Origin of the sequence: Vibrio sp. Y2-5, assembly GCF_014596725.1 — a bacterium.
In the GTDB taxonomy this organism is placed as follows: Bacteria; Pseudomonadota; Gammaproteobacteria; order Enterobacterales; family Vibrionaceae; genus Vibrio.
Genome location: NZ_JACVEG010000003.1, coordinates 222,919 through 242,647, shown reverse-complemented (window position 1 = coordinate 242,647; position 19,729 = coordinate 222,919). Strand labels below are relative to the sequence as shown.

The 19,729-nt window shown below is 43.3% G+C and carries 25 protein-coding genes; 17 read left to right on the top strand and 8 right to left on the bottom strand.

Going from position 1 to position 19,729, the window contains the following annotated elements:
- Nucleotides 1-8: 8 nt before the first annotated feature.
- Nucleotides 9-449 carry a flagellar export protein FliJ gene (gene fliJ, locus HUO09_RS10500; RefSeq protein WP_188233956.1) on the top strand — a complete coding sequence of 147 codons (441 nt, stop codon included), beginning with the start codon at nucleotides 9-11 and terminating at the stop codon, nucleotides 447-449.
- Between the two features lie 85 nt (nucleotides 450-534).
- Here the strand turns inward: fliJ and HUO09_RS10495 are convergent, their stop codons facing one another.
- The 4 genes from HUO09_RS10495 to flgA all read right to left on the bottom strand — a co-directional run bounded on the left by HUO09_RS10495 (nucleotide 535) and on the right by flgA (nucleotide 2,715).
- On the bottom strand, nucleotides 535-1,158 hold the full coding sequence (locus HUO09_RS10495; RefSeq protein ID WP_368484431.1) for a lytic transglycosylase domain-containing protein: 624 nt from the start codon (nucleotides 1,156-1,158) through the stop codon (nucleotides 535-537).
- 80 nt (nucleotides 1,159-1,238) lie between these two features.
- Nucleotides 1,239-1,682 (bottom strand): flagellar export chaperone FlgN, encoded by a 444-nt coding sequence (gene flgN / locus HUO09_RS10490; RefSeq protein ID WP_188233954.1) that lies wholly within the window; start codon nucleotides 1,680-1,682, stop codon nucleotides 1,239-1,241.
- 12 nt (nucleotides 1,683-1,694) lie between these two features.
- The gene (gene flgM, locus HUO09_RS10485) at nucleotides 1,695-1,973 is read right to left on the bottom strand and encodes a flagellar biosynthesis anti-sigma factor FlgM (protein ID WP_188233953.1); all 279 of its coding nucleotides are present in this window, start codon (nucleotides 1,971-1,973) and stop codon (nucleotides 1,695-1,697) included.
- Between the two features lie 91 nt (nucleotides 1,974-2,064).
- Nucleotides 2,065-2,715, bottom strand: a complete 651-nt coding sequence (gene flgA / locus HUO09_RS10480; protein ID WP_223159388.1) for a flagellar basal body P-ring formation chaperone FlgA — start codon at nucleotides 2,713-2,715, stop codon at nucleotides 2,065-2,067.
- Nucleotides 2,716-2,941: 226 nt separating this feature from the next.
- Here flgA and flgB point away from each other — a divergent pair, with 226 nt between their 5' ends.
- The 15 genes from flgB (at nucleotide 2,942) to HUO09_RS10405 (ending at nucleotide 15,034) form a co-directional block, all read left to right on the top strand.
- Nucleotides 2,942-3,304 carry a flagellar basal body rod protein FlgB gene (gene flgB / locus HUO09_RS10475; RefSeq protein ID WP_167413506.1) on the top strand — a complete coding sequence of 121 codons (363 nt, stop codon included), beginning with the start codon at nucleotides 2,942-2,944 and terminating at the stop codon, nucleotides 3,302-3,304.
- A 2-nt stretch (nucleotides 3,305-3,306) separates the two neighbouring features.
- Nucleotides 3,307-3,741: a flagellar basal body rod protein FlgC gene (gene flgC / locus HUO09_RS10470; protein ID WP_188233951.1), complete on the top strand. Its 435-nt coding sequence runs from the start codon at nucleotides 3,307-3,309 to the stop codon at nucleotides 3,739-3,741.
- Nucleotides 3,741-4,421: a flagellar hook assembly protein FlgD gene (flgD, locus tag HUO09_RS10465; protein WP_188233950.1), complete on the top strand. Its 681-nt coding sequence runs from the start codon at nucleotides 3,741-3,743 to the stop codon at nucleotides 4,419-4,421. Before flgC ends, flgD begins: the two co-directional genes overlap by 1 nt.
- A gap of 27 nt (nucleotides 4,422-4,448) precedes the next feature.
- The gene (flgE, locus tag HUO09_RS10460) at nucleotides 4,449-5,645 is read left to right on the top strand and encodes a flagellar hook protein FlgE (protein WP_188233949.1); all 1,197 of its coding nucleotides are present in this window, start codon (nucleotides 4,449-4,451) and stop codon (nucleotides 5,643-5,645) included.
- A gap of 25 nt (nucleotides 5,646-5,670) precedes the next feature.
- Nucleotides 5,671-6,405 (top strand): flagellar basal-body rod protein FlgF, encoded by a 735-nt coding sequence (gene flgF, locus HUO09_RS10455; RefSeq protein WP_188233948.1) that lies wholly within the window; start codon nucleotides 5,671-5,673, stop codon nucleotides 6,403-6,405.
- Nucleotides 6,406-6,432: 27 nt separating this feature from the next.
- Nucleotides 6,433-7,218: a flagellar basal-body rod protein FlgG gene (flgG, locus tag HUO09_RS10450; protein ID WP_102964035.1), complete on the top strand. Its 786-nt coding sequence runs from the start codon at nucleotides 6,433-6,435 to the stop codon at nucleotides 7,216-7,218.
- A gap of 28 nt (nucleotides 7,219-7,246) precedes the next feature.
- Complete coding sequence (gene flgH, locus HUO09_RS10445) at nucleotides 7,247-7,918, top strand: flagellar basal body L-ring protein FlgH (protein WP_167413509.1); 672 nt, start codon at nucleotides 7,247-7,249, stop codon at nucleotides 7,916-7,918.
- Nucleotides 7,918-9,042 (top strand): flagellar basal body P-ring protein FlgI, encoded by a 1,125-nt coding sequence (locus tag HUO09_RS10440; protein WP_167413501.1) that lies wholly within the window; start codon nucleotides 7,918-7,920, stop codon nucleotides 9,040-9,042. Before flgH ends, HUO09_RS10440 begins: the two co-directional genes overlap by 1 nt.
- 10 nt (nucleotides 9,043-9,052) lie before the next feature.
- Entirely contained in the window at nucleotides 9,053-9,577 is a 525-nt protein-coding gene (locus HUO09_RS10435; protein ID WP_167413500.1) for a rod-binding protein, read from the top strand.
- Nucleotides 9,578-9,582: 5 nt separating this feature from the next.
- Nucleotides 9,583-10,956 (top strand): flagellar hook-associated protein FlgK, encoded by a 1,374-nt coding sequence (gene flgK / locus HUO09_RS10430; protein WP_188233947.1) that lies wholly within the window; start codon nucleotides 9,583-9,585, stop codon nucleotides 10,954-10,956.
- A gap of 9 nt (nucleotides 10,957-10,965) precedes the next feature.
- Complete coding sequence (flgL, locus tag HUO09_RS10425) at nucleotides 10,966-11,856, top strand: flagellar hook-associated protein FlgL (RefSeq protein ID WP_167413498.1); 891 nt, start codon at nucleotides 10,966-10,968, stop codon at nucleotides 11,854-11,856.
- Nucleotides 11,857-11,867: 11 nt separating this feature from the next.
- Nucleotides 11,868-12,911, top strand: coding sequence for a flagellin (locus HUO09_RS10420; protein ID WP_188233946.1), 1,044 nt, complete (start codon nucleotides 11,868-11,870; stop codon nucleotides 12,909-12,911).
- Nucleotides 12,912-13,095: 184 nt separating this feature from the next.
- Entirely contained in the window at nucleotides 13,096-13,602 is a 507-nt protein-coding gene (locus HUO09_RS10415) for a M48 family metallopeptidase (protein ID WP_042488710.1), read from the top strand.
- On the top strand, nucleotides 13,599-14,768 hold the full coding sequence (gene rlmF, locus HUO09_RS10410) for a 23S rRNA (adenine(1618)-N(6))-methyltransferase RlmF (RefSeq protein ID WP_188233945.1): 1,170 nt from the start codon (nucleotides 13,599-13,601) through the stop codon (nucleotides 14,766-14,768). The genes HUO09_RS10415 and rlmF overlap by 4 nt, the downstream gene beginning before the upstream one ends.
- 44 nt (nucleotides 14,769-14,812) lie before the next feature.
- Complete coding sequence (locus tag HUO09_RS10405; protein WP_188233944.1) at nucleotides 14,813-15,034, top strand: hypothetical protein; 222 nt, start codon at nucleotides 14,813-14,815, stop codon at nucleotides 15,032-15,034.
- Nucleotides 15,035-15,042: 8 nt separating this feature from the next.
- On the opposite strand, the gene pilW is transcribed toward HUO09_RS10405, so the two are convergent.
- Both pilW and metA read right to left on the bottom strand, forming a co-directional pair.
- Nucleotides 15,043-15,753 (bottom strand): type IV pilus biogenesis/stability protein PilW, encoded by a 711-nt coding sequence (pilW, locus tag HUO09_RS10400; protein WP_167413821.1) that lies wholly within the window; start codon nucleotides 15,751-15,753, stop codon nucleotides 15,043-15,045.
- A 166-nt stretch (nucleotides 15,754-15,919) separates the two neighbouring features.
- The gene (gene metA, locus HUO09_RS10395) at nucleotides 15,920-16,861 is read right to left on the bottom strand and encodes a homoserine O-succinyltransferase (RefSeq protein WP_167413820.1); all 942 of its coding nucleotides are present in this window, start codon (nucleotides 16,859-16,861) and stop codon (nucleotides 15,920-15,922) included.
- A gap of 161 nt (nucleotides 16,862-17,022) precedes the next feature.
- Between metA and HUO09_RS10390 the strand changes: the two genes are divergently transcribed.
- Nucleotides 17,023-17,394: an ATP-binding protein gene (locus HUO09_RS10390; protein ID WP_175579839.1), complete on the top strand. Its 372-nt coding sequence runs from the start codon at nucleotides 17,023-17,025 to the stop codon at nucleotides 17,392-17,394.
- A 24-nt stretch (nucleotides 17,395-17,418) separates the two neighbouring features.
- Here the strand turns inward: HUO09_RS10390 and HUO09_RS10385 are convergent, their stop codons facing one another.
- Both HUO09_RS10385 and HUO09_RS10380 read right to left on the bottom strand, forming a co-directional pair.
- Nucleotides 17,419-18,564 carry an ABC transporter permease gene (locus HUO09_RS10385; RefSeq protein WP_188233943.1) on the bottom strand — a complete coding sequence of 382 codons (1,146 nt, stop codon included), beginning with the start codon at nucleotides 18,562-18,564 and terminating at the stop codon, nucleotides 17,419-17,421.
- Nucleotides 18,551-19,729, bottom strand: a complete 1,179-nt coding sequence (locus tag HUO09_RS10380) for an ABC transporter permease (RefSeq protein ID WP_188233942.1) — start codon at nucleotides 19,727-19,729, stop codon at nucleotides 18,551-18,553. Before HUO09_RS10380 ends, HUO09_RS10385 begins: the two co-directional genes overlap by 14 nt.

Below are 19,729 nucleotides of genomic sequence, written 5' to 3'. Positions count from 1 at the left end.
AGGTGGCTATGAAAAATAAAATCAGGGCAGTTGGCAAATTGCAGCAAGTAGAAGAACAAAAGCGTGACCGCATTGGCCAACAACTCGATTCAATGCGTGAACAGCATCAACACTTAACGCATCAGCTGGAACTTTTAAGCCATTTAAAATCGGCCACGGGTCAGTCAACCTTCAGTGCATTGACACTTAACAGCGCAATATTAATGAATTTAAATCGTGTAGATATAATGCTGCACAAAATGCTACGCCACCATGAACAAGAGCAAGCGGTGATGGAAGCGGAATGCAATTCTGTACAAGAAGCTTTAGAGCATAAACATGCGCGTGTGAAAGGATTAGAACAAGTGTTAGAGCGTTGGAAGAAAAAGCAAAGTTATGAAAAAGCACGCAAAGAGCAAAAACACATAGAAGATATTATAAACTCACGCCTTCGCTACAAAACTCTGTAATGTTAACTTCACTTTGATTGCCAATTTCTGATTGCTCAATGTTCAGAGAGAATGTGTGCAAACCATTTTTAAACAGAGCGCTTCGTTACAACTGAATGAGAGGTGGCAGAGGCTGCAGGTTAATAATAGGCTGAGCATTTAGCTGATTATTAGAGCTAAACAGCATAAGTGGTTGAAATGAGCTTTGGTTTATCGAAGAAACAGTAACCACATTTGCGAGCGCATAAAAACGGTGAACATACTGGATGGTTTCTTGTGGTAAACGTAATTCTTGGAACTCGTTACTGCCAGCTTGCTTTATCGCTCTCTCTACACGTCCTTCTCCGGCATTATATGCTGCTAGTGTCAGCGTTAAGTTCCCGTCAAACTTTTTATAAAGAAACTTCAGATAACGTAGCGCTGCGCCAGTACTGGCAGAAATATTTAGCCTTTGATCATTCGGGGTAGTGGTGAGACCGAAGCGTTGCGCAGTTGCGGGCATTAATTGCCATAATCCACGCGCACCTGCATGTGATATAGCTTGTGCATTGTATGAAGATTCAAGCATGGGTAATAAGACCAATTGTTTAGGTAACGAATAATGCTCCAATTGGCCGAGAATAAGTTCGGTAATAGGTTGATGAGCCTGAATGCGTGAACGTATCTGATTTTTATATGGCAGCAGTAGAAGCTGTTGATTCTCAACTTCTTTAGTAAAGGTTTGTGCCACACACACGCTACTACTGAATAACAGGGCTAATCCTGTTGCTACCAGACACCTTTTATTTAACGCTAACCTACGCTTGTTTATCATAAGGCTTCGGTTAGTCGCTCTTCGTATGTAATAGACGTTTGAGTAAGTTCGGTTAAAAGCTCATGGAAAGCTGCAGAACTTTGACCGTTTTCTTGATTGAGCTTACGACATTGTTCTATCACAGAGTTAAGTGATTGCCACTGACTGGCGAATCGACCTCTTACGCTTTCTGGTAATGCATTTAAAATACGAATCACGGATTGAGAGTTATTGGGTAATCCTAAACTTCTTAGACACTGAGAACGTTGTGATGAGTTTTTATTTAATCGATTGAGTAGAGGAACTTGCTGTTTAATGTTTTTCGCCAGTTCATCTCCTTTAAACTCAAGATACAGTAATCTTTGTTCTACGATGAGCGTATGGAGCAAATCATAAAGTTTTAGATCTTCACTAATCGTAGCCATAAAAGCCTGAATGTGTTGCCCACGGTTACTTGCCATGAGGACTCCTTCTTACTCGTGTCCTGTGTGAAACTGCATCATAGCCTGAGACAAAGCTTTGCTATCCAGTTCAAGTTTGCCATTTGCTAATGCTTCACGGACTTGTGCTACTTTCTCGATATCCACATCCGAAAGTGCAGCCATTGCCATTTGTGCTTTTTCCAAGGCAACGGTATTGGAATTCATTTCAGGTTCACTTGTTTTGCACTGTAGATTTGATTCAGTTGGCTTTTTGGCTTGTTGCAGGGTTGGCTGCTGGACATGCGCGCCCGAAACTTTATCGATTTTCATGCTTTGACTCTTGGCTTAAATTTCGTTGTTACTATTAGTAGGCGACAACGGTTTTTGATTCATTAAATAAAAAACGAATATTTTTTTAAATTTAGAATTGTGTCTGAACTTGGTTTAATCCAGTGACCACTGCGTGAATTACGGTATGAGATGAACTATTTCGCACTTCAATTTGTTCTCCTAATCCACCATCTTCTAATGCGACACCTTGTGTCGATGCATTAACACCGTTTTTAGAAGCGATGATGATCACTTCATTACCCTTGGTAACAATTGAAGGAACAGTAACAAGAGTTGGCTCTAAAATTTGTCCTACACGCATTCGACGTGTCGCTTGCTTGCCAATCGCATCAGATAGTTTGGTAAAAAAATCATCTTGATGTGTCAGGGTTCGCATTTCCATTTTAAGCATTGAAGCATCAATTTTTTGATCTCGGGACAAAGGCGTGTTTACCACAACAACGGGTAGTGACAACGAAGCTTTTATGGTGACGTTTATGCTCCAACGTGAGTTCTCATCATAACAATCAACAGACCGTTTTAAATTGCCAACTGGAAGCAATTGGTTGTCTTGACCAGAAATAATCAGAGGGCTTTCGCAAACTTTGAGATGTTTAACTGAGCCAGGAATCCAAATCTGCCATTGAGGTTGAAAATTCTTCCACTCTCTTTGTTTCGCTAATAGCGCCACTTCTTTATCAAGATGGTTTTCTATGACCTGCTGTAACGCTTGTTCAGTCATGTTATTTGCTTGGGTGGCTCCACTCACGATGAGCAAGCTTATTAACATCAGAAACTTATTGAAGATAGAGGAAATATACACTTCCTCCTTTCTGTGATTTGCTTCCGATGGGCGGAAGTTGTTCTTCCTTGCTTTTGTGTAAGTCATTGAATTATATTGATTATTTATGTGGCATGCATCTTGTTATATGTATTTGAAGTGTAAGGCAATCAGCAAGGACAATAGCATGGCTATTTCATTTGAAACCGCGTTAGGCGTACATCCCGATGCGCTTAACTTTCGCGTTCAGCGTACCAAAGTTCTCGCGGGTAACCTAGCGAATGTTGACACTCCGGGATATTTGGCAAAGGACTTGAGTTTTACCGCCGTCATGGATTCCGTCAGTAAGTTAGGCGTAGACCCTTCGGTTCCCTCTCTTCGTGTTGAGAGTCAATATTCGATTCCTTATCAGAATAGTAAAAATGGTAACACCGTCGAATTGGGTGTGGAACAAGGCAAATTTGCTCAGAACAACATGGATTTTCAAACAAGCCTGACGTTTCTCAATATGAAATTTCAGGGCTTAGCTAAAGCAATTGAAGGACGTTAATCATGTCATTTACTGATATTTATTCGATAGCGGGTTCGGCAATGAATGCACAGACTGTTCGCTTGAATACAGTTGCCAGTAACTTGGCGAATGCGGACGCAGTATCTGCAAACCCGAATGATGCCTATAAAGCTTTAAAGCCAGTCTTTGCGACCGTCTATAACAAGAGTCAACTAACCGCCAGCCATAATGACTACCCGAGTGCAGAAGTTCGAATTGTTGATGTTGTTCAAGCGCAGGGGCAAGCAGAAAAACGCTTTGAGCCTAATAGTCCATTGGCTGATGTAGATGGTTATGTTTACTACCCAGACATTGATGTTGTGGCAGAAATGGCTGACATGATGTCAGCAACACGCAGTTTTGAAACCAATGTTGAAGTACTCACCAATGTAAAAAGTATGCAGCAAGGCCTGTTAAAACTAGGGCAGGGTAGCTAATGACAATTGCAAGCTATACAGCACTTTCTGGTGACACAACGGGTAGTGCAACAATGACAAATACAAGCGTAAGCAGCAATTCTCTGGACGCGAACAGTGCTACATCACTTGAAAATGAGTTTATCAGTTTGATGGTTGCTCAGATTCAAAATCAGGACCCGCTAAACCCAATGGATGGGACTGAATATGTTGGTCAGTTAGCCCAGTTCTCTCAGGTACAAAGTATGGAAAACATGTCCAGCGTACTGCAGAACAATACAGTCTTGCTGGACAACATGCAGGTGCTATCGACTGCAGGGCTAGTAGGACAGACTGTATATATTTCAGGTAATGAGTTTGAGCTTGATGAAAATCCACAGAGAGGAAAAGTCGAGCTTAATCATTCTTCTAGCCAAGTTAACTTAATCGTTTCCAACCAGTATGGCGAAACAGTGAAAGTGCCATTGGGTGCTCACCCTGCTGGTGAAGTTGAGTTTTCAATAGACCCTGAAGCGTTAGGACTAACTGCCGGTAAATATAACGTTACTGTACAAGTACAAGATGGGCAGCCAACACCGAATGTATTGCTGGCTGGTGAAGTGGAACAAGTTCGTATCCCCGCTTCGGGCGGCTCTGCAATGGTCAATGTCGCCGGTGTAGGTAGCGTACCTTTTTATCAAATTACTCAATTTGGCGCTTAACGCCTTATAAGGAAACTGAGGTTATTTATGAGTTTTAATATTGCTCTTAGTGGCTTGGATGCAACCAATACTGAACTAAACACAATCAGCCATAACATTGCCAATGCGTCAACGTATGGATTTAAGGGTGCAAGGACTGAATTTGCAGCCGTTTATAATGGTTTACAGCCTGGTGGTGTAGAAGTCGCTGCCACATCACAGGATTTTGATACAAATGGGTCAGTGACAAACACTGGCCGAGCGATGGATTTGGCGATTAACGGCGGTGGTTTCTTTGTTACACAAGATTCAGCGGGCCAGATTCAATACACGCGTTCTGGTGTCTTCAGTACCGATAAGAACAACAATGTTGTCAGTAATACTGGTGCTGCGCTACAGGGTTACAGCGTCGATGCCAACAACACGCTTATGAGTGGGTCTGTTGGTGATATAAAAATTGGTACATCTTCATTGGCGGCGAAGGCGACGGATTCACTTGAATTTGTTTCCAATTTCAACGCTAGTGCAGGAGTAATTGATCAAGCGGTATATCCATTTGATGTTGCCGATCCTAACTCATTTAACTCTTCATACACTTCTAAAGTTTATGACTCCCTCGGCAATAGCCATACGGTTACACAGTATTTCACTAAAACTGCAGATAATACTTGGGAAGTGAACGTCCAAGTGGATGGCAGCGCTACACCAGTAACAACGCAAGCAGTGACTTTTAATACTGACGGAACATTGTTATCACCTACTGGTACTTATAACGTTGCTTTCCCTGCCGCAGGTGCGAACGCAATGAGCATTGACATCAGTATGACGGGTAGTACGCAGTTTGGTGCGGAGTTCAGTGTCAGTACCAACAACCCTAACGGCTATACCTCAGGTGAACTCAGTGGTGTACGAATTGAAGACAACGGTATGGTGTATGCCACATACACAAATGGCGAATCTCAATTACAGGGACAAGTTGTGTTAGCCAACTTTGCTAACCCTCAAGGCTTAGCAAAAGTCAGTGGTACCGCTTGGACGCAAAGTTTCAGCTCAGGTGCTCCGACTATTGGTGTGCCGGGCACGGGTACTTTAGGTGACTTATCTGCAGGTGCTCTGGAAGGCTCAAATGTCGACTTGACTGGAGAATTAGTCAGTCTGATGACGGCTCAGCGTAACTATCAGGCAAACGCAAAGACCATCTCAACAGAAGATAAGCTTACTCAGGCGTTATTCAGCGCAATCTAGTTAATGAAGTTCAACAGGATCAACAATGGATAGTTTGCTATACACCGCGACTTCTGGAGCCAGCCGGGTACTTAAAGCTCAGCACGTACGTTCAAATAACTTATCAAATGCAGATACTTCGGGTTTTCGTGCGGATATGGAACGCGTCAGTAGTGTGCCGCTAAAAGGTTCAGGGTATGACGGACGAACCATGGTCGTAACCAACTCTGCTTATACGCGTTTTGATAGTGGCGACATCGTTAGAACTGGACGTTCACTTGATGTTGCCATCATGGGGGATGGTTATCTAACCGTTGAATCTCCAGATGGCGGTGAAGCTTATACACGCGCGGGCAATATTGCTGTCGATACGAATGGTGCCTTAAGTATTAACGGGTTTGCCGTATTAGATGATGGTGGCGCGCCAATTGTCCTGCCTGAATATGAAAAAGTTGAAGTAAGTGAACGTGGCATTATTTCTGTCACACCACCTGGAGGCGGAGCTGAAATCAACGTTGGAACACTCAAACTGGTGAACCCAGCGGATGGGCAACTGCAAAAGGAAAGTGACAGTTTATTGCATACCACTGATGGCACAGTGTTAGCGGCAGATGCGACGATACAACTTAATCCTGAACATATTGAAGGAAGTAATGTTTCGGCAATTGATGAGTTACTGAGTGTTATGTCTTTAACGCGTAATTTTGAAATGCAAGTGCGCATGATGAAAACCGCAGAAACATTGGCTCAAGCCGGAAATAAATTAGTAAGCGCGCGATAAATGTCGGCGTTGTAAGGAGAATCTTTAATGCACTCAGCTCTATGGGTCAGTAAAACTGGCATGGCGGCTCAAGATACTAAGATGACCGCTATTTCAAACAATCTCGCGAACGTGAACACGGTTGGTTTCAAACGTGATCGTGTTGTTTTTGAAGACCTGTTTTACAGCATTCAACGTCAGCCCGGCGCTCAGGTTGACCAAGTAAATCAGCTTCCAACGGGAGTTCAGTTAGGTAGCGGCGTTCGCGTAGTTGGTACACAAAAAGTCTTTACTCAGGGTAATACTCAGAACACAGGTCAGGAAATGGATCTCGCTGTCATGGGACAGGGGTTTTTCCAGATCGAAAATTCTGACGGTCAGATCATGTACAGCAGAAATGGTCAGTTTCATGTGAATTCTGAAGGTTTGATGGTGAATAGTCAGGGGTTGCCTTTGCAGCCACAAATACAGATTCCAGAAGATGCAACATCTTTGTCGATTGGTGTTGACGGCACAGTCACTACAACAAGTGCAACGGATTCTACACCACAGACGTTAGGACAAATTACGCTGGCAAGATTTATTAACCCGGCAGGCTTAGAAGCTTTAGGCGGAAACCTCTTCCGTGAAACCGATGCTAGTGGTCAGGCTGAGGAACTTGTTGCTGGTGAAGATGGTGTAGGCAGCATTAAACAAGGAGTGCTCGAAGGCTCTAACGTTCAGGTTGTGGAAGAAATGGTAGACATGATCACCACACAACGAGCGTACGAGATGAATGCCAAAGTCGTATCTGCGGCAGATGACATGCTGAAGTATGTGTCACAGTCGGTGTAAGGAAGCATAGTTAATGAAACAGAGAGTAATGACAAAGCTAAACACGGTCGGGTTATTGAGCGTTTTAATATTATCAGGTTGTGCGGGGCGAGATGAGTTTATTCCGCCGTCACCCGATGATGAAAAATATGGGCCACCGGCTTTGGATTACTCTTTACCTGCACCTCAATCAGGCAGTCTTTATCGCCACAACTACTCAATGACACTATTTCAAGACCGCCGTGCGTATCGTGTCGGCGATGTTTTGACCGTACTTTTGTCGGAAGAAACAGAATCCAGCAAAAGTGCAGATACCAAATATGGAAAAACGTCGAGTGTTGGACTCGGTGTCCCCACCATCGGGAACAGTACATATGATCAATTTAGTGCGTCTGTAGATGGTGAACGAAATTTTGATGGCACAGCTTCTAGTTCTCAAGGCAACAAACTTGAAGGAGCAATAACGGTCACCGTCGGTGAGGTTCTTCCTAATGGTGTACTAAGAATCCGCGGAGAAAAATGGCTTCGATTGAATCAGGGGGATGAGTTTATTCGTCTGACCGGAATCGTCCGTGTCGAAGATATTACACGTAGTAATCAAGTTTCTTCTCAACGCATTGGTGATGCAAGAATCACCTATTCAGGTCGTGGCGCACTGGCTGACAGTAACGCGTCCGGTTGGTTGACGCAGTTCTTTAATAGTCCATGGATGCCGTTTTAATGAAACAACACAATATATTTCTCACGACAGTATTATTAGTACTATTTTGGGGTTCGTTACCTACCGCACGAGCTGAAACTCAAATTGCATTAATGGATTTGGTTGATGTTCAGGGCATACGTGAAAACCAATTAGTTGGTTACGGAATGGTTGTTGGCTTAGATGGCAATGGTGACCGTAACCAAGTGAAGTTCACCGCTCAATCTATTACGAACATGTTGCGTCAGTTTGGTGTGCAACTCGATGAGTCTACAAACCCCAAATTGCGTAATGTTGCCTCAGTGAGCGTCACGGCGACAGTGAACCCAATGGCTGGGCCGGGTCAGAAACTTGATATTGTTGTTGCATCTATCGGTGACGCCAAAAGCCTCAGAGGCGGAACATTATTAATGACACCATTGCGTGGTGTTGACGGCGAAGTGTACGCCGTAGCGCAAGGTAATGTTGTGGTTGGTGGTGTGTCTGCCGAAGGTCGAAGTGGTTCAAAAATTACCATCAATACAGCAACCACTGGCAGAGTGCCTAATGGTGCAACACTCGAACGAGAAATACCCACAGACTTTAATGAACAAGACAAAATTACATTAAATCTACGTGAACCTAGCTTTACCACGGCAAAAAATATTGTTCGTGAAATTAATAACACGTTTGGACCGAAGGTTGCGATGGCAATCAATAAGGGCAAGGTAGAAATGCGTGCCCCTAAGGATACCCAACAACGAGTGACTATGATGTCTATGTTGGAAGAACTCAGTGTTACCGAAGGTCGTAAACCTGCACGAATCGTCTTTAACTCTCGCACTGGAACTGTCGTAATAGGTAAGAATGTGAAAGTGGGAGAGGCTGCTGTCAGTCACGGTAACTTAACGGTCAGTATTAACGAATCTCAACTGGTGAGTCAGCCAAATGCATTTGCAGACTCAGGGCAAACGGAAGTTGTTCAGCAGTCTGATGTTAATATTGATGAAATGAGAGCGAATATGATGATCTGGCCTGTAGGCACCGAACTAAACACCATCGTTAACGCGGTGAACAGCCTCGGGGCAACACCCACTGACCTGATGTCAATATTGCAAGCCTTACAAGAGGCAGGGGCATTAAACGCAGAGTTAGTCGTTATTTAGGGAAAGCACAATGAAAATAGATCTTTCTAACGATAGAACACAAGTGGGTTCAGTTCTTTACCATGACAACACAACACTGACGAACATTAAACATGCTTCCGACGAAAAAGGTGCATTAGAAACTGTCGCTAAACAATTTGAGGCCATGTTCCTGCAATTAGTATTACGCCAAATGCGTAGCAGTAGTGATGTTATGGCTGATGAAGACAGTCCGTTTTCTAGCAAGCAACAAGGTGTGTTTCGCGATATGTATGATGGCCAGATGGCTATTGAAATGGCGAAAAAACAGAGCTCAGGTATTGCAGATATGTTAGTTGAGCAATTGGGTTCGAATGAGAATACCCCGGCTTCAAACATTGTGGACTTTTCTTTAGCTTCTCAACGTGTAGGACACGATGAGTCAAAATTGGCAAAAAATGTCGCCACACCAGTTAATCATTCTTCACAAACGGTCGCATCTAACTTCCAGGATAGAAATGAATTAACAGCGACTAATGCATTTAGTCAGCCTTTGATTCGTAAATTGGAGCGTTAACGTATATGAACCTGGTTAATATCGCATTAAGCGGACTCAACGCAAACCGCGTAGCACTAGATGTTACAGCTCAAAACGTCGCGAACGTAAATACTCCTGGTTATAGTCGTCAACAGGCCCTAATGGCAACCGTTGGCGGTTCTCAGTATGACAGACTTAGTGCAGGGACGGGAGTAGAGGTGACGAGTATTCGCCGAGTAACAGATCAGTTTATTGTTAAGCAAACGTGGACGACCAGCAGTGCAGAATCTTATGCATCACGGTATACGGAGAGTTTAAGTTACCTAGAAAACACCTTAGATTCTGATGGGTTTAGTTTATCAGCTGGTTTGGATAACTTATTTGCTGCACTTCATGATGCGACTTCGAAACCGGAATCTATGCCATTACGTCAGCAAATTATTAATGAAGCTGAAGCGCTATCCCGCCGTTTTAATACTCTGAATGAGTCCCTTTATACCCAACATAAAAACTTAAGCGATCAGCGCACTGCTGCAGTTGCAGAAGCAAATAGCCTTATGAGCAATATAGCTCATATAAATAAGCAGATAGTTGAGAGTAAAGGCGTTGGCGCAAATGCAGCACAACTACTAGATACTCGCGATACGTTGGTTGGAGAGCTAGCAAAATTGGTGGAAGTAAAAACCACTGATCAGGCTAACGGGAGCATTCAAGTCACACTGACGTCTGGTCAACCTCTGATCATGGGCAGTGAGGCAGGTGTCCTTAAAGCCATACCTGATGTCAATGATGCTTATCTAGCAACGTTACAAGTCGATTTTGATAAACAAAGTTTTTCAATACCCGGTGATGTCGGCAGTAACCTTGGCGCAATATCAAACTACCAAACTAACATTCTCAAACCGTATATGTTGGCGGTTGATGAGATGGCTGTTTCCATGGCTGATGCGTTCAACACAGAACTGGCAATGGGGTTAGATCTGAACGGAATAGCGGGAAAAGCGTTATTTAGTTATGACGCAGCGAACGCTGCTGCAAGTCTAACCATTACAGACATTACGCCGAATGAACTGGGTTTATCTGGCGATGGAAACCCAGGGAACAGCGACAACTTGATTTCCATCATAGGGATAAGTAACCAGACATTTTCGATAAATGGCTTTGGGAGTGTTTCACTGAATGATGCATTTACAGGAATGGTGGGTAATGTCGCAATAAAAGCACGACAGGCCGAATCGGACTACCAGGCTAAAAGCAGCATGAACAGTCAAGCAATTACCGCCAGAGATAATATTAGTGCAGTCAACAGTGACGAAGAAGCAGCAAACCTAATGAATTTTGCTAATGCGCACAATGCCAATATGAAAGTTATCAGTACCGCCAACCAGCTGTTTGATTCAGTGCTGCAGTTATTTTAGAGGGACATCATGAGAATCAGTGACACACAGTTTAGCCAGATGATGCTGCAAAGTTTGCAGACAAACAATGCAGGGTTAGGAAAGGTCATGCAGCAAATGTCGACAGGGGAAAGGATGACTAAGCTGTCCGACGATCCTATGGCATCAATCAAGTTATTGAACCTCGAACGTGAAGACAGCGCTATTACCCAATACCAAAACAATATTGCCAATGTAAAAACGATACTTTCCAGCCAGGAAGTGTATTTAGATTCCGTGACAGATAGTTTGCAGAACATGCGTGACCGAATTCTATGGGGAGCGAATGGCACGATGACAACAGAAGACCGTGCCGGCATTATTACCGAGTTAAACAATCTCCGAGATTCGATTACTTCGTCATTTAATGCTCAGGATGAAGAAGGGGTTCATTTATTCTCAGGAACGGCAACAGATACCCCGTCTTTAGATGCGAACTACAATATTTTGGGTAACAGTGATAAACGAGTCGTGACTGTTGCAAAAGGCGTTACGATGGAAACAAACATTACAGCGCTAGATGTTTTGGATCTGGGCGGTGGCAATAATATTTTAAAATCCATAGACGGATTAATCGCCGAGTTTCAGGCTCCTACTGCGAATTTCCAAACTGAAGTCAGCAATACCATTAATGATCTTGATATAACCGCAAATAACGTTCTGTCAGCAATCACGGAAATGGGCGGACGTCACAACAACTTGGATTTAATGAACAGTTCGCATACCGACAATAAACTCTTTGTCGAAAAAGTGAACGATGAGTTGTCTGCTTTAGATTACAGTGAAGCTTCTGTGCGTTTAAACAGTTTTATGGCTGCTTTACAGGCTACGCAAGCCAGCTATGTCAAAATAGACGGCTTATCATTGTTTGACCGTATTTAGGTAGTATTTAAATGGCTTTAAGCACAAGTGAAGTTCGTGCGCATGGTATTCGACTAACAGGGCAGGAAAGAACGACAGTTACCCCGTCACTAAACGCTGGCGATGTAAAACTTATTGAGTCGAACGCTGCTACTTATCAGCACAGAGGCAATGCGTCGACTTATTCTGTGTCGGGAATATTGCTTACTCAAGGACAACAACAAGCGACTGCTGTACAAATAGCGGCTAAGTCTTTGCAGTTAGTCGGCAAAGAGTTAGGTAGCATTAAGCGCCAATTAACTCAGGCAATGAATCAGGGCGCAGATAGCGTTCCAAATATTAAAGAGAGCTTAACGCGTTCAAAATTAAATATTGATACCGTTTTACAAGAGTCTCGGTTCGATGGTCATCGTGTTATTGATAATGAGTTGAACTTAAAACTCAATGGAACAGATGTCCGCCGATTTTCTATTCCAGGCCTCAATGTGAATCGCTTACAAGGTAAAGCTGAACAAATACGTTTGGATTTCCCTCATGGTAGCTCGGTAATGATCCAGTTTGATTCAGCGAAAGATGGAGTTAGAACCGTTAAAATGTTGGATAGAAGTCTTATACCTTTCGGGATGAGAGCCAGCATTAGTGAAGACGGTACTGTACTATTTGAAGCGAGTGAGCGAGCTTACAAACAAATGGACCATAAAGTCGCAGTGACAGGCCAAGGCCATCGTTTTCCGGCTGGTCAGGCTAACATGCTCAATTTAAAATCAGAACCCGATGGCGTTGCTGAACTGCGTTTCGACTTAAGCTCGCGTGACGGTATTAAGCAGAGCATCATTAAAGTTAATAAACATCTTCAGCAAACACACGCTAGCTTAGAACAAGCTAATCAATATCAAGTCGATATCGATACACAAATGCAGACAATGAAGAGTCAACTGAATGTGCCTACCAGTCAGCAAATTTCACAAAAGCTCACACATTTTAATAGAGCTTCTGAAGATTTTGCTTCAGCGTTTGAAGCATTAAATGCACAAGCGAATGTGCGTCGTCATACTGTGGTTGCGTTGCTCAGTTAGACCTAGCTCATACCTTATTAAAAGCAATGGAAAATCGCCTGGTGCCTAGATTTTCCATGTTCCAGTTTCGTTCATTCAGACTTGATACAAACCTATCTCTGCATTTGCCAAAGCCTAATACGTGAATCATTATCGACTTTCCGCTACACTGTGCGGCTTCATTTTAAGGCTTTCAAAAATACGTATGAATTCAGTACTTAGATACATTCAAGGTTATCCTGCCCACATTGTCGAGTCAGTCCAAAAGTTGGTTGATAACGATAAGCTTATTCCTTGGTTCGAGCAGCGTTACCCTGAACGTCATTCTATTCAAAGTGAGAAGGCACTGTTTGAATATACGATGGCGATTAAGAATCAGTATATGAAGAAAACTGCGCCGCTGAGCAAGGTGGTTTACGACAGTAAAATACACCTAATCAACAATGCTTTGGGGCTTCATACTTACGTATCAAAAGTCCATGGCAATAAGATCAAATCTAAAAATGAAATACGTATTGCCAGTATGTTTAAAAACGCCCCTGAGCCTTTATTAAGAATGTTGGTTGTTCACGAGCTTGCGCATCTGCGAGAAAAAGATCACAACAAATCCTTCTATCAACTTTGCTGCCATATGGAACCGAATTATCACCAGTATGAACTGGACGCGCGCATTTACATGATGGTCTTAGAATTAAGCCGAGGTAACGGATGAACAATCGAGCTCATGCTGGGAAAACTCACGGAAAAACACGCAGTAAAAATACAGTGAAAGAGAAAGCTGCTAACGAAAAAAAGGTGAGCAGTAAGAAACCGTATTCTGCATCTAAGGCTTCAAAGTCCAAACCACTAGCACAACCGAAATCAAGCGGAAACGCAAAACCAACGGTTAAACAAAACTCAGTGACGAAGGGCAAAGAGGGGTTACACAACAGAAATCGCCACAAAGGTAATTATGACTTTATGGCGTTGTGCAAAGTGTTACCGGAGTTAAAGCCTCACCTGATTAAAAATCCAAAAGGTGATTGGAGTATTTCCTTCTCTGACCCGATAGCCGTTAAGCTACTGAACAAAGCGTTACTTGCATTGCACTATGGTGTGACGTTCTGGGATATTCCACAGGGCTACTTGTGCCCGCCGATTCCTGGACGTGCAGACTACATCCACCGCGTTGCTGATTTGCTGCAATCAGAGAATTCGTCGCTAAAACAAAATGGCGTTCGTGCACTTGATATAGGAGTAGGTGCGAATTGTATTTATCCGATCATTGGTGTCACGGAATACGGTTGGAGCTATGTAGGTAGTGATGTTGACCCTGCGTCGGTAAAGCAAGCTAATAACATTGCTCTGCACAACCACAATCTGAAAGGCCGAATAGAGTGCCGTTTACAGAGTGATAGCAAATCGATCTTTTCAGGCATTATTCAGCCAAATGAAAAATACGATGTGACGACTTGTAATCCACCGTTTCATGCTTCTCTAGCCGAAGCAGAACAAGGGACGCAGCGAAAGCTAAAAAACCTTCAAGCGAACAAAAAGAAAAAAGGTTTAATAAGTCAGCCACCGCTTTCTAAGCAAGATGAAAAAACGACTCTCAACTTTGGTGGACAGAAAGCTGAGCTTTGGTGTCCCGGCGGTGAAGCGGCATTTATTAAGAACATGGCGTTTGAAAGCCAGCAGTTTGGTCAGCAGGTTTTGTGGTTCACAACCTTGATTTCAAAAAGTGATAATGTTCGTTGGATGAAAAAACAGCTTCAGAAAGTTGGCGTCGAGTCGATAAAAGTAGTAGAGATGCAGCAAGGACAAAAGATAAGTCGTTTTATTGCATGGACTTTTCAAAATGTTGAGCAGCGCAAGCTGTGGTTTAAAGCTAGTTGCTAATATAACGGTAGTGGAACAACTCTATAGAAGCGAAGGAGGTAAGTATGGACTTTGTGTTCTTTCAACCTTGCCAACCCGATTGGTTATGTAAACCATTCTTGAGTGTGTTTTCACTATTGTTGCTTGTTGGACTGGTTCTGTTTATCCGTATCGTTTATCGCGAATACCAGAAGATACAGAGGGCGACAAAAGTACGACGCTTGCGTAGAGTGCATTATCGCGATAGAAAAGGCGGCAATAATGGCCGCCCGAACAACTCTAAATGACGTTTAGCTTACCGTTGGTTAAGTAACGATAAATATTTTTGTTCCAATCTTATGTTTCCTGCTCGCCGTTCTAAATTTGCCAACAAGTGCAGTGATGCCTTTTGATAGCCATGGTTTTGATGAAACTGCATAAGTCTTACCCGTGCCTTGGAAAACTCTCCTGAATCTATTTCTAGCTTTGACAATTGTAAGATTGAACGAAAACGTTGTGGGTCGTGGTCTATGGCACGACTAAAGTATGTTTTCGCTTTACTCAAATTGCCATATTTCGTTGCACACAACCCCGCATTTTCATAGCTTTCTGCTACCAAGTAGTAGTTGGTTTGTTCTACGGCTTGATTAAAATATTTATCTGCTTGTTGGTAATCGCCTATTTTGCACAGGAATGCACCATAGTTGTTAAGCACTTGACCATTGTTGTCATGTTCGCTCAGCGCATCTTCGTAAGCTTCAAGCGCTTTATCTTTTTCGCCAACGACATCGTAGTAATGAGCAATGGCAAGCATAGCTCGATAGTATTCCGGAGCATGTTCTAGCGCCTTTTCAAGGTTCTCTCGTGCTTTAGGCATGTTGCCATTTTCTAAATAACCTAGGCCTAATGTTATTCTCGATTCCGCTTTTTCTATCGAGTTGCTGGCTTGCTGGAGAGTGTCTTGTTGTTCAACCATCATGCATCCCAAAAGGGCAAATGATAGCAAAAAGCTGAGTATTGATTTCATTGACTAACTCCTTGAATTTTTCAAGTATGATAATGAAATCAATTGATTATCGAAGTTGTGGTGAAAATTTATGCGACAGGTTCTGCATATTCAATGGAGTGAATAAAAAAGCCCGCTTATGTTAGCGGGCTTAGAGTATGCGCAGAAATAATGCTTTGCTCTTCGACTAGTCGTCTTTCGTGAACTTGTCTTCGCTAAAGTGTTCCAAATCAAACGGTGTTTGTTGGTAAACACAGTAGTTTAACCAGTTAGCAAACAGCAGATGACCATGACTTCGCCAACTTGCTCTAGGCTGATTATCCGGATTGTCATTCGGGTAATAGTTCACAGGGATCATCGGCTCCATACCTTCACCTAAATCACGAATATATTCATTGTGCAGTGTGTTGGCATCGTATTCAGGATGACCCGTAACGAACACGTTACGCTTATCTTTCGTTGATGCTAAGTACACGCCCGCGACATCTGAAGTCGCGAGTATGTCTAAGTCAGTATGCTCACCTAAAAAGTCGGCTTCAAAATCGGCATAACGTGAATGAGGGGCCAAAAAGGTATCATCAAAACCACGCAAAACAGGGTGGTACGGCTGATGAATATCGTGGCGATAAACTCCAGAGAGTTTTTCCTTACGTGTTCTTTTTGGCAAGTTATACAGCAATTTCAAACCAGCTTGAGCTGCCCAGCACACATAAAGTGTTGAAGTAACGTGGCTTTTTGCCCAATTCATGATGGTTTGTAAGTGATCCCAGTACGCCACATCTTCAAACTGAACTAAGCCCAGAGGGGCTCCAGTGATGATCAGACCATCGAAGTTGCGATCCTTAATTTTGTCAAACTGACGATAGAAAGCATTAAGGTGTTCTTCCGGTGTATTTTTACTTGGGCGATCATCAATGCGTAACAGCTCGATATCCAATTGGAGAGGGGAATTGGAGAGTAGACGTAAAAATTGAGTCTCGGTCTCAATCTTTTTCGGCATCAGATTCAAGATCAAAATTTTAAGTGGGCGGATTTCCTGCGTTGACGCACGAGATTCTGGCATCACGAAGATGTTCTCTTTACGTAATACATCACTTGCAGGTAGTTGATCGGGGATCCTAATTGGCACAGCTTTCTCCCTTAGCTAACATTTTGGACGTCTAAACATCTAGACTTATAGCCTAACTATTTGCAGATGTCGATAGCAAAATGCAGACAACAGCAAATTAAGTTAATATTCACGCCCTACGCGGTTATTTCATAATTTTATATCTTATTGACGGGTTCATCATGCTGACTCTCACTCTTATCCGAGGTTTACCGGGTTCAGGTAAATCAACGTTGGCAAAAACACTACCAGCCGTTCATTTAGAAGCGGATATGTACTTTGTGAACGAGCGGGGAGAGTATCAATACCGTGCCGAGGAAATTGGGGATGCACACCAATGGTGTCAGCAACAAACGGATTATTGGCTTCAACAGGGTAAGAATGTGGTGGTTTCCAACACCTTTGTTAAGCAGTGGGAAATGACCGCTTACAAGAAGTTAGCCAGAAAACATAAAGCTAAGCTAAAAATAATGGTGTGCCGAGAGCTCTACGGAAATATCCACGGCGTCGATGATGAAGTCATAGAGCGGATGCGAAAAGACTGGCAAGAGTAATCTGCCAGCTATCTGTGCTACCTTCTATTTTGCTTCCGAAGCGTGACGTTGTGCTTTGCTAAGTTGCCACCAAGCCAGCATGAACCAAACAATCACTTGTCCCCACATCAACGTCCATTGAGACGCTATCTGACGCCATTCAGCACTCATTTGATTGAGAGCTAAGAAGCCTTGTATCGCCGGAGTGCTTGGAAACAGTTTTGATGCCCATACAATTGGTTGTGGAATCGCCTCAACAGGCCATATAAAACCTGCTGAAAAAATCAAAGGCATCGAGCTTAGCAACACCACTAATGTAACGAGCTCGCGTCTCGGAGTAATCGAACCAAGCCAGATGCCGATAAAACACGAAGAAAGTAAAAATGGCAGTAATAGCGTCAGCAGCTCGGATGCGTGTGCGAGTGTATTGACACCATGCAAGCTAAAACTTGCGCCGAAATAATACATACTCAGCAGGTAGTAAATCGGGATGAGTACAACACTCCTTAATATGATGAGTTTGATACTGGATATGTGGCTCCAATAACCAAGGCCATGTTTCTGTGTGCCAACCATCATGCCTGAAGCAATCAGCATCGTTTGCTGCAGAATAAGGACAAATACCGCTGGTACCACGTAGTCTACATATCCCATCCGTGCATTAAACGTGGGTTTCAAGTTCTGTCCGGTCGGTGAGTAGTGTTTAGCGGCAAGTGAAAGCGGCTCTCCGTCTACGACAAGACGAGCGACTTTGGTTTTCGCCGCTAACGTTCCGCCTGCTTGAGCGAGACCTTCAACCAATGTGCCGTAAACCAAAAAGTAAGAAGCATCACCCGCATAAGCGAGCGTGGTGCTTTTGCCTAGCATTAAATCTTTGTAGAAATGCTCAGGAATAACCAGAATTCCGCTGACTTGCTTATCTAAAAATGCCTGCTTTGCTTCTTCAATAGTTGCATTTCGCTGTACGACTTTGACCTGTGGCGTTGCATCGACCATTCGTTCAAGCTGATAACTGGCTTGGCTCTTATCCAAATTTACAACGGTAAGCGTTTGTTCCCGTGGCGTTTGATGGCTGTATGGGAGCGGGTATAGAAAAGAATAGAAGAATACGCCTCCAAAGACGGTTAATACCACTACAGGATTGGTAAACAAGGCTTTTATTTCTGCTTTTAGCAAGCTAAACCAATTCATCGGTAGTCCTCACTTCTTCTTCAGATCGTTGATGCTTTTTAATCAATAGGAGCGTTAAGCCAAGTGGTAGAAGATAGCCAAGCATAGGCCATAAAGAAGCAAGAGCAGAGTAAGCGTCGAGTCCATAGCTGACCTGGCTTACCTGCACATCAATATAATGACTGACAGGCAGCAAGCTGCGCCAAATTTGAGCCAAAGTGCCCATATCTGTTGTCGGGAATGTGATTCCCATAAAAGCAAAGCTAGGTGCTGTATAAGCAGCGGCGAAGCTCATCGCTCGCGCTGGGTCCAAAGTCATAAAGAAAAAGAACGAACCCATAATCATACAGGCAACAATTGTAAACCACTGAGCTATGATCACAGTCGACATAGAACCGTGCATAGGCCAGTTCAACCCATGATAAAACCAGCTAAGAAAACCGGCACCTTGCAAAGCGAAGACAAGTGAATAGGGCGTGAGTGTTGCTATCAAACGAGAGAGCGTATTGGATTGAGCCCAGACACTTAAACCGTGAGTTCGGTGATTGGCGGCCAATATCATAATGGTGGTCACCACTATGGCTATTTGCCAAATAGCGGGAACAACAGCAGAAACCAAAAACTGAGCGTAGTTTGTATTTTTATTAAATAACGGTGTGATTTGCGTGCGTATCGGTAACACGTGACTCATGGCACCCAAAGTGGTTTGCTGTCCTTTGGCGAGTGTTTTTACCACTTCAATCTGCGCATTAAATGTGGATTGTGCTTGCACAACGGCAGAGTTGATTAGCCTTCCAACCAGAATCATTTGGCTGTTATAGAAGGTGGTCACCTGTGGTTGCTCTCCACGATAAATGGCTTTATCGAACTGGTTCGGAATGACTACATACGCATAAATGTCAGTGCTCTTTAGATCATCTGTCGCTTCTGCCACATTGGCGTAACTACGAATTACCGAAAGGGTAGATGTTGCATCCAGTTCACGGCTTAGCTGACGTGAAAGGCGACTATGGGATAGATCCACGACGCCAATGGGTAAATCGCGGACAATCGCTTGAGAGAATATCCACCAGATGATGACAACCAGTGCAATTGGTATCCAAGTCAGACAGGAGAGTAACCAACGATCTCTCCTTAATATCTGCCATTGAGACCCTAAAGAAGGTGAAGCCACAGCGCGTTTCAT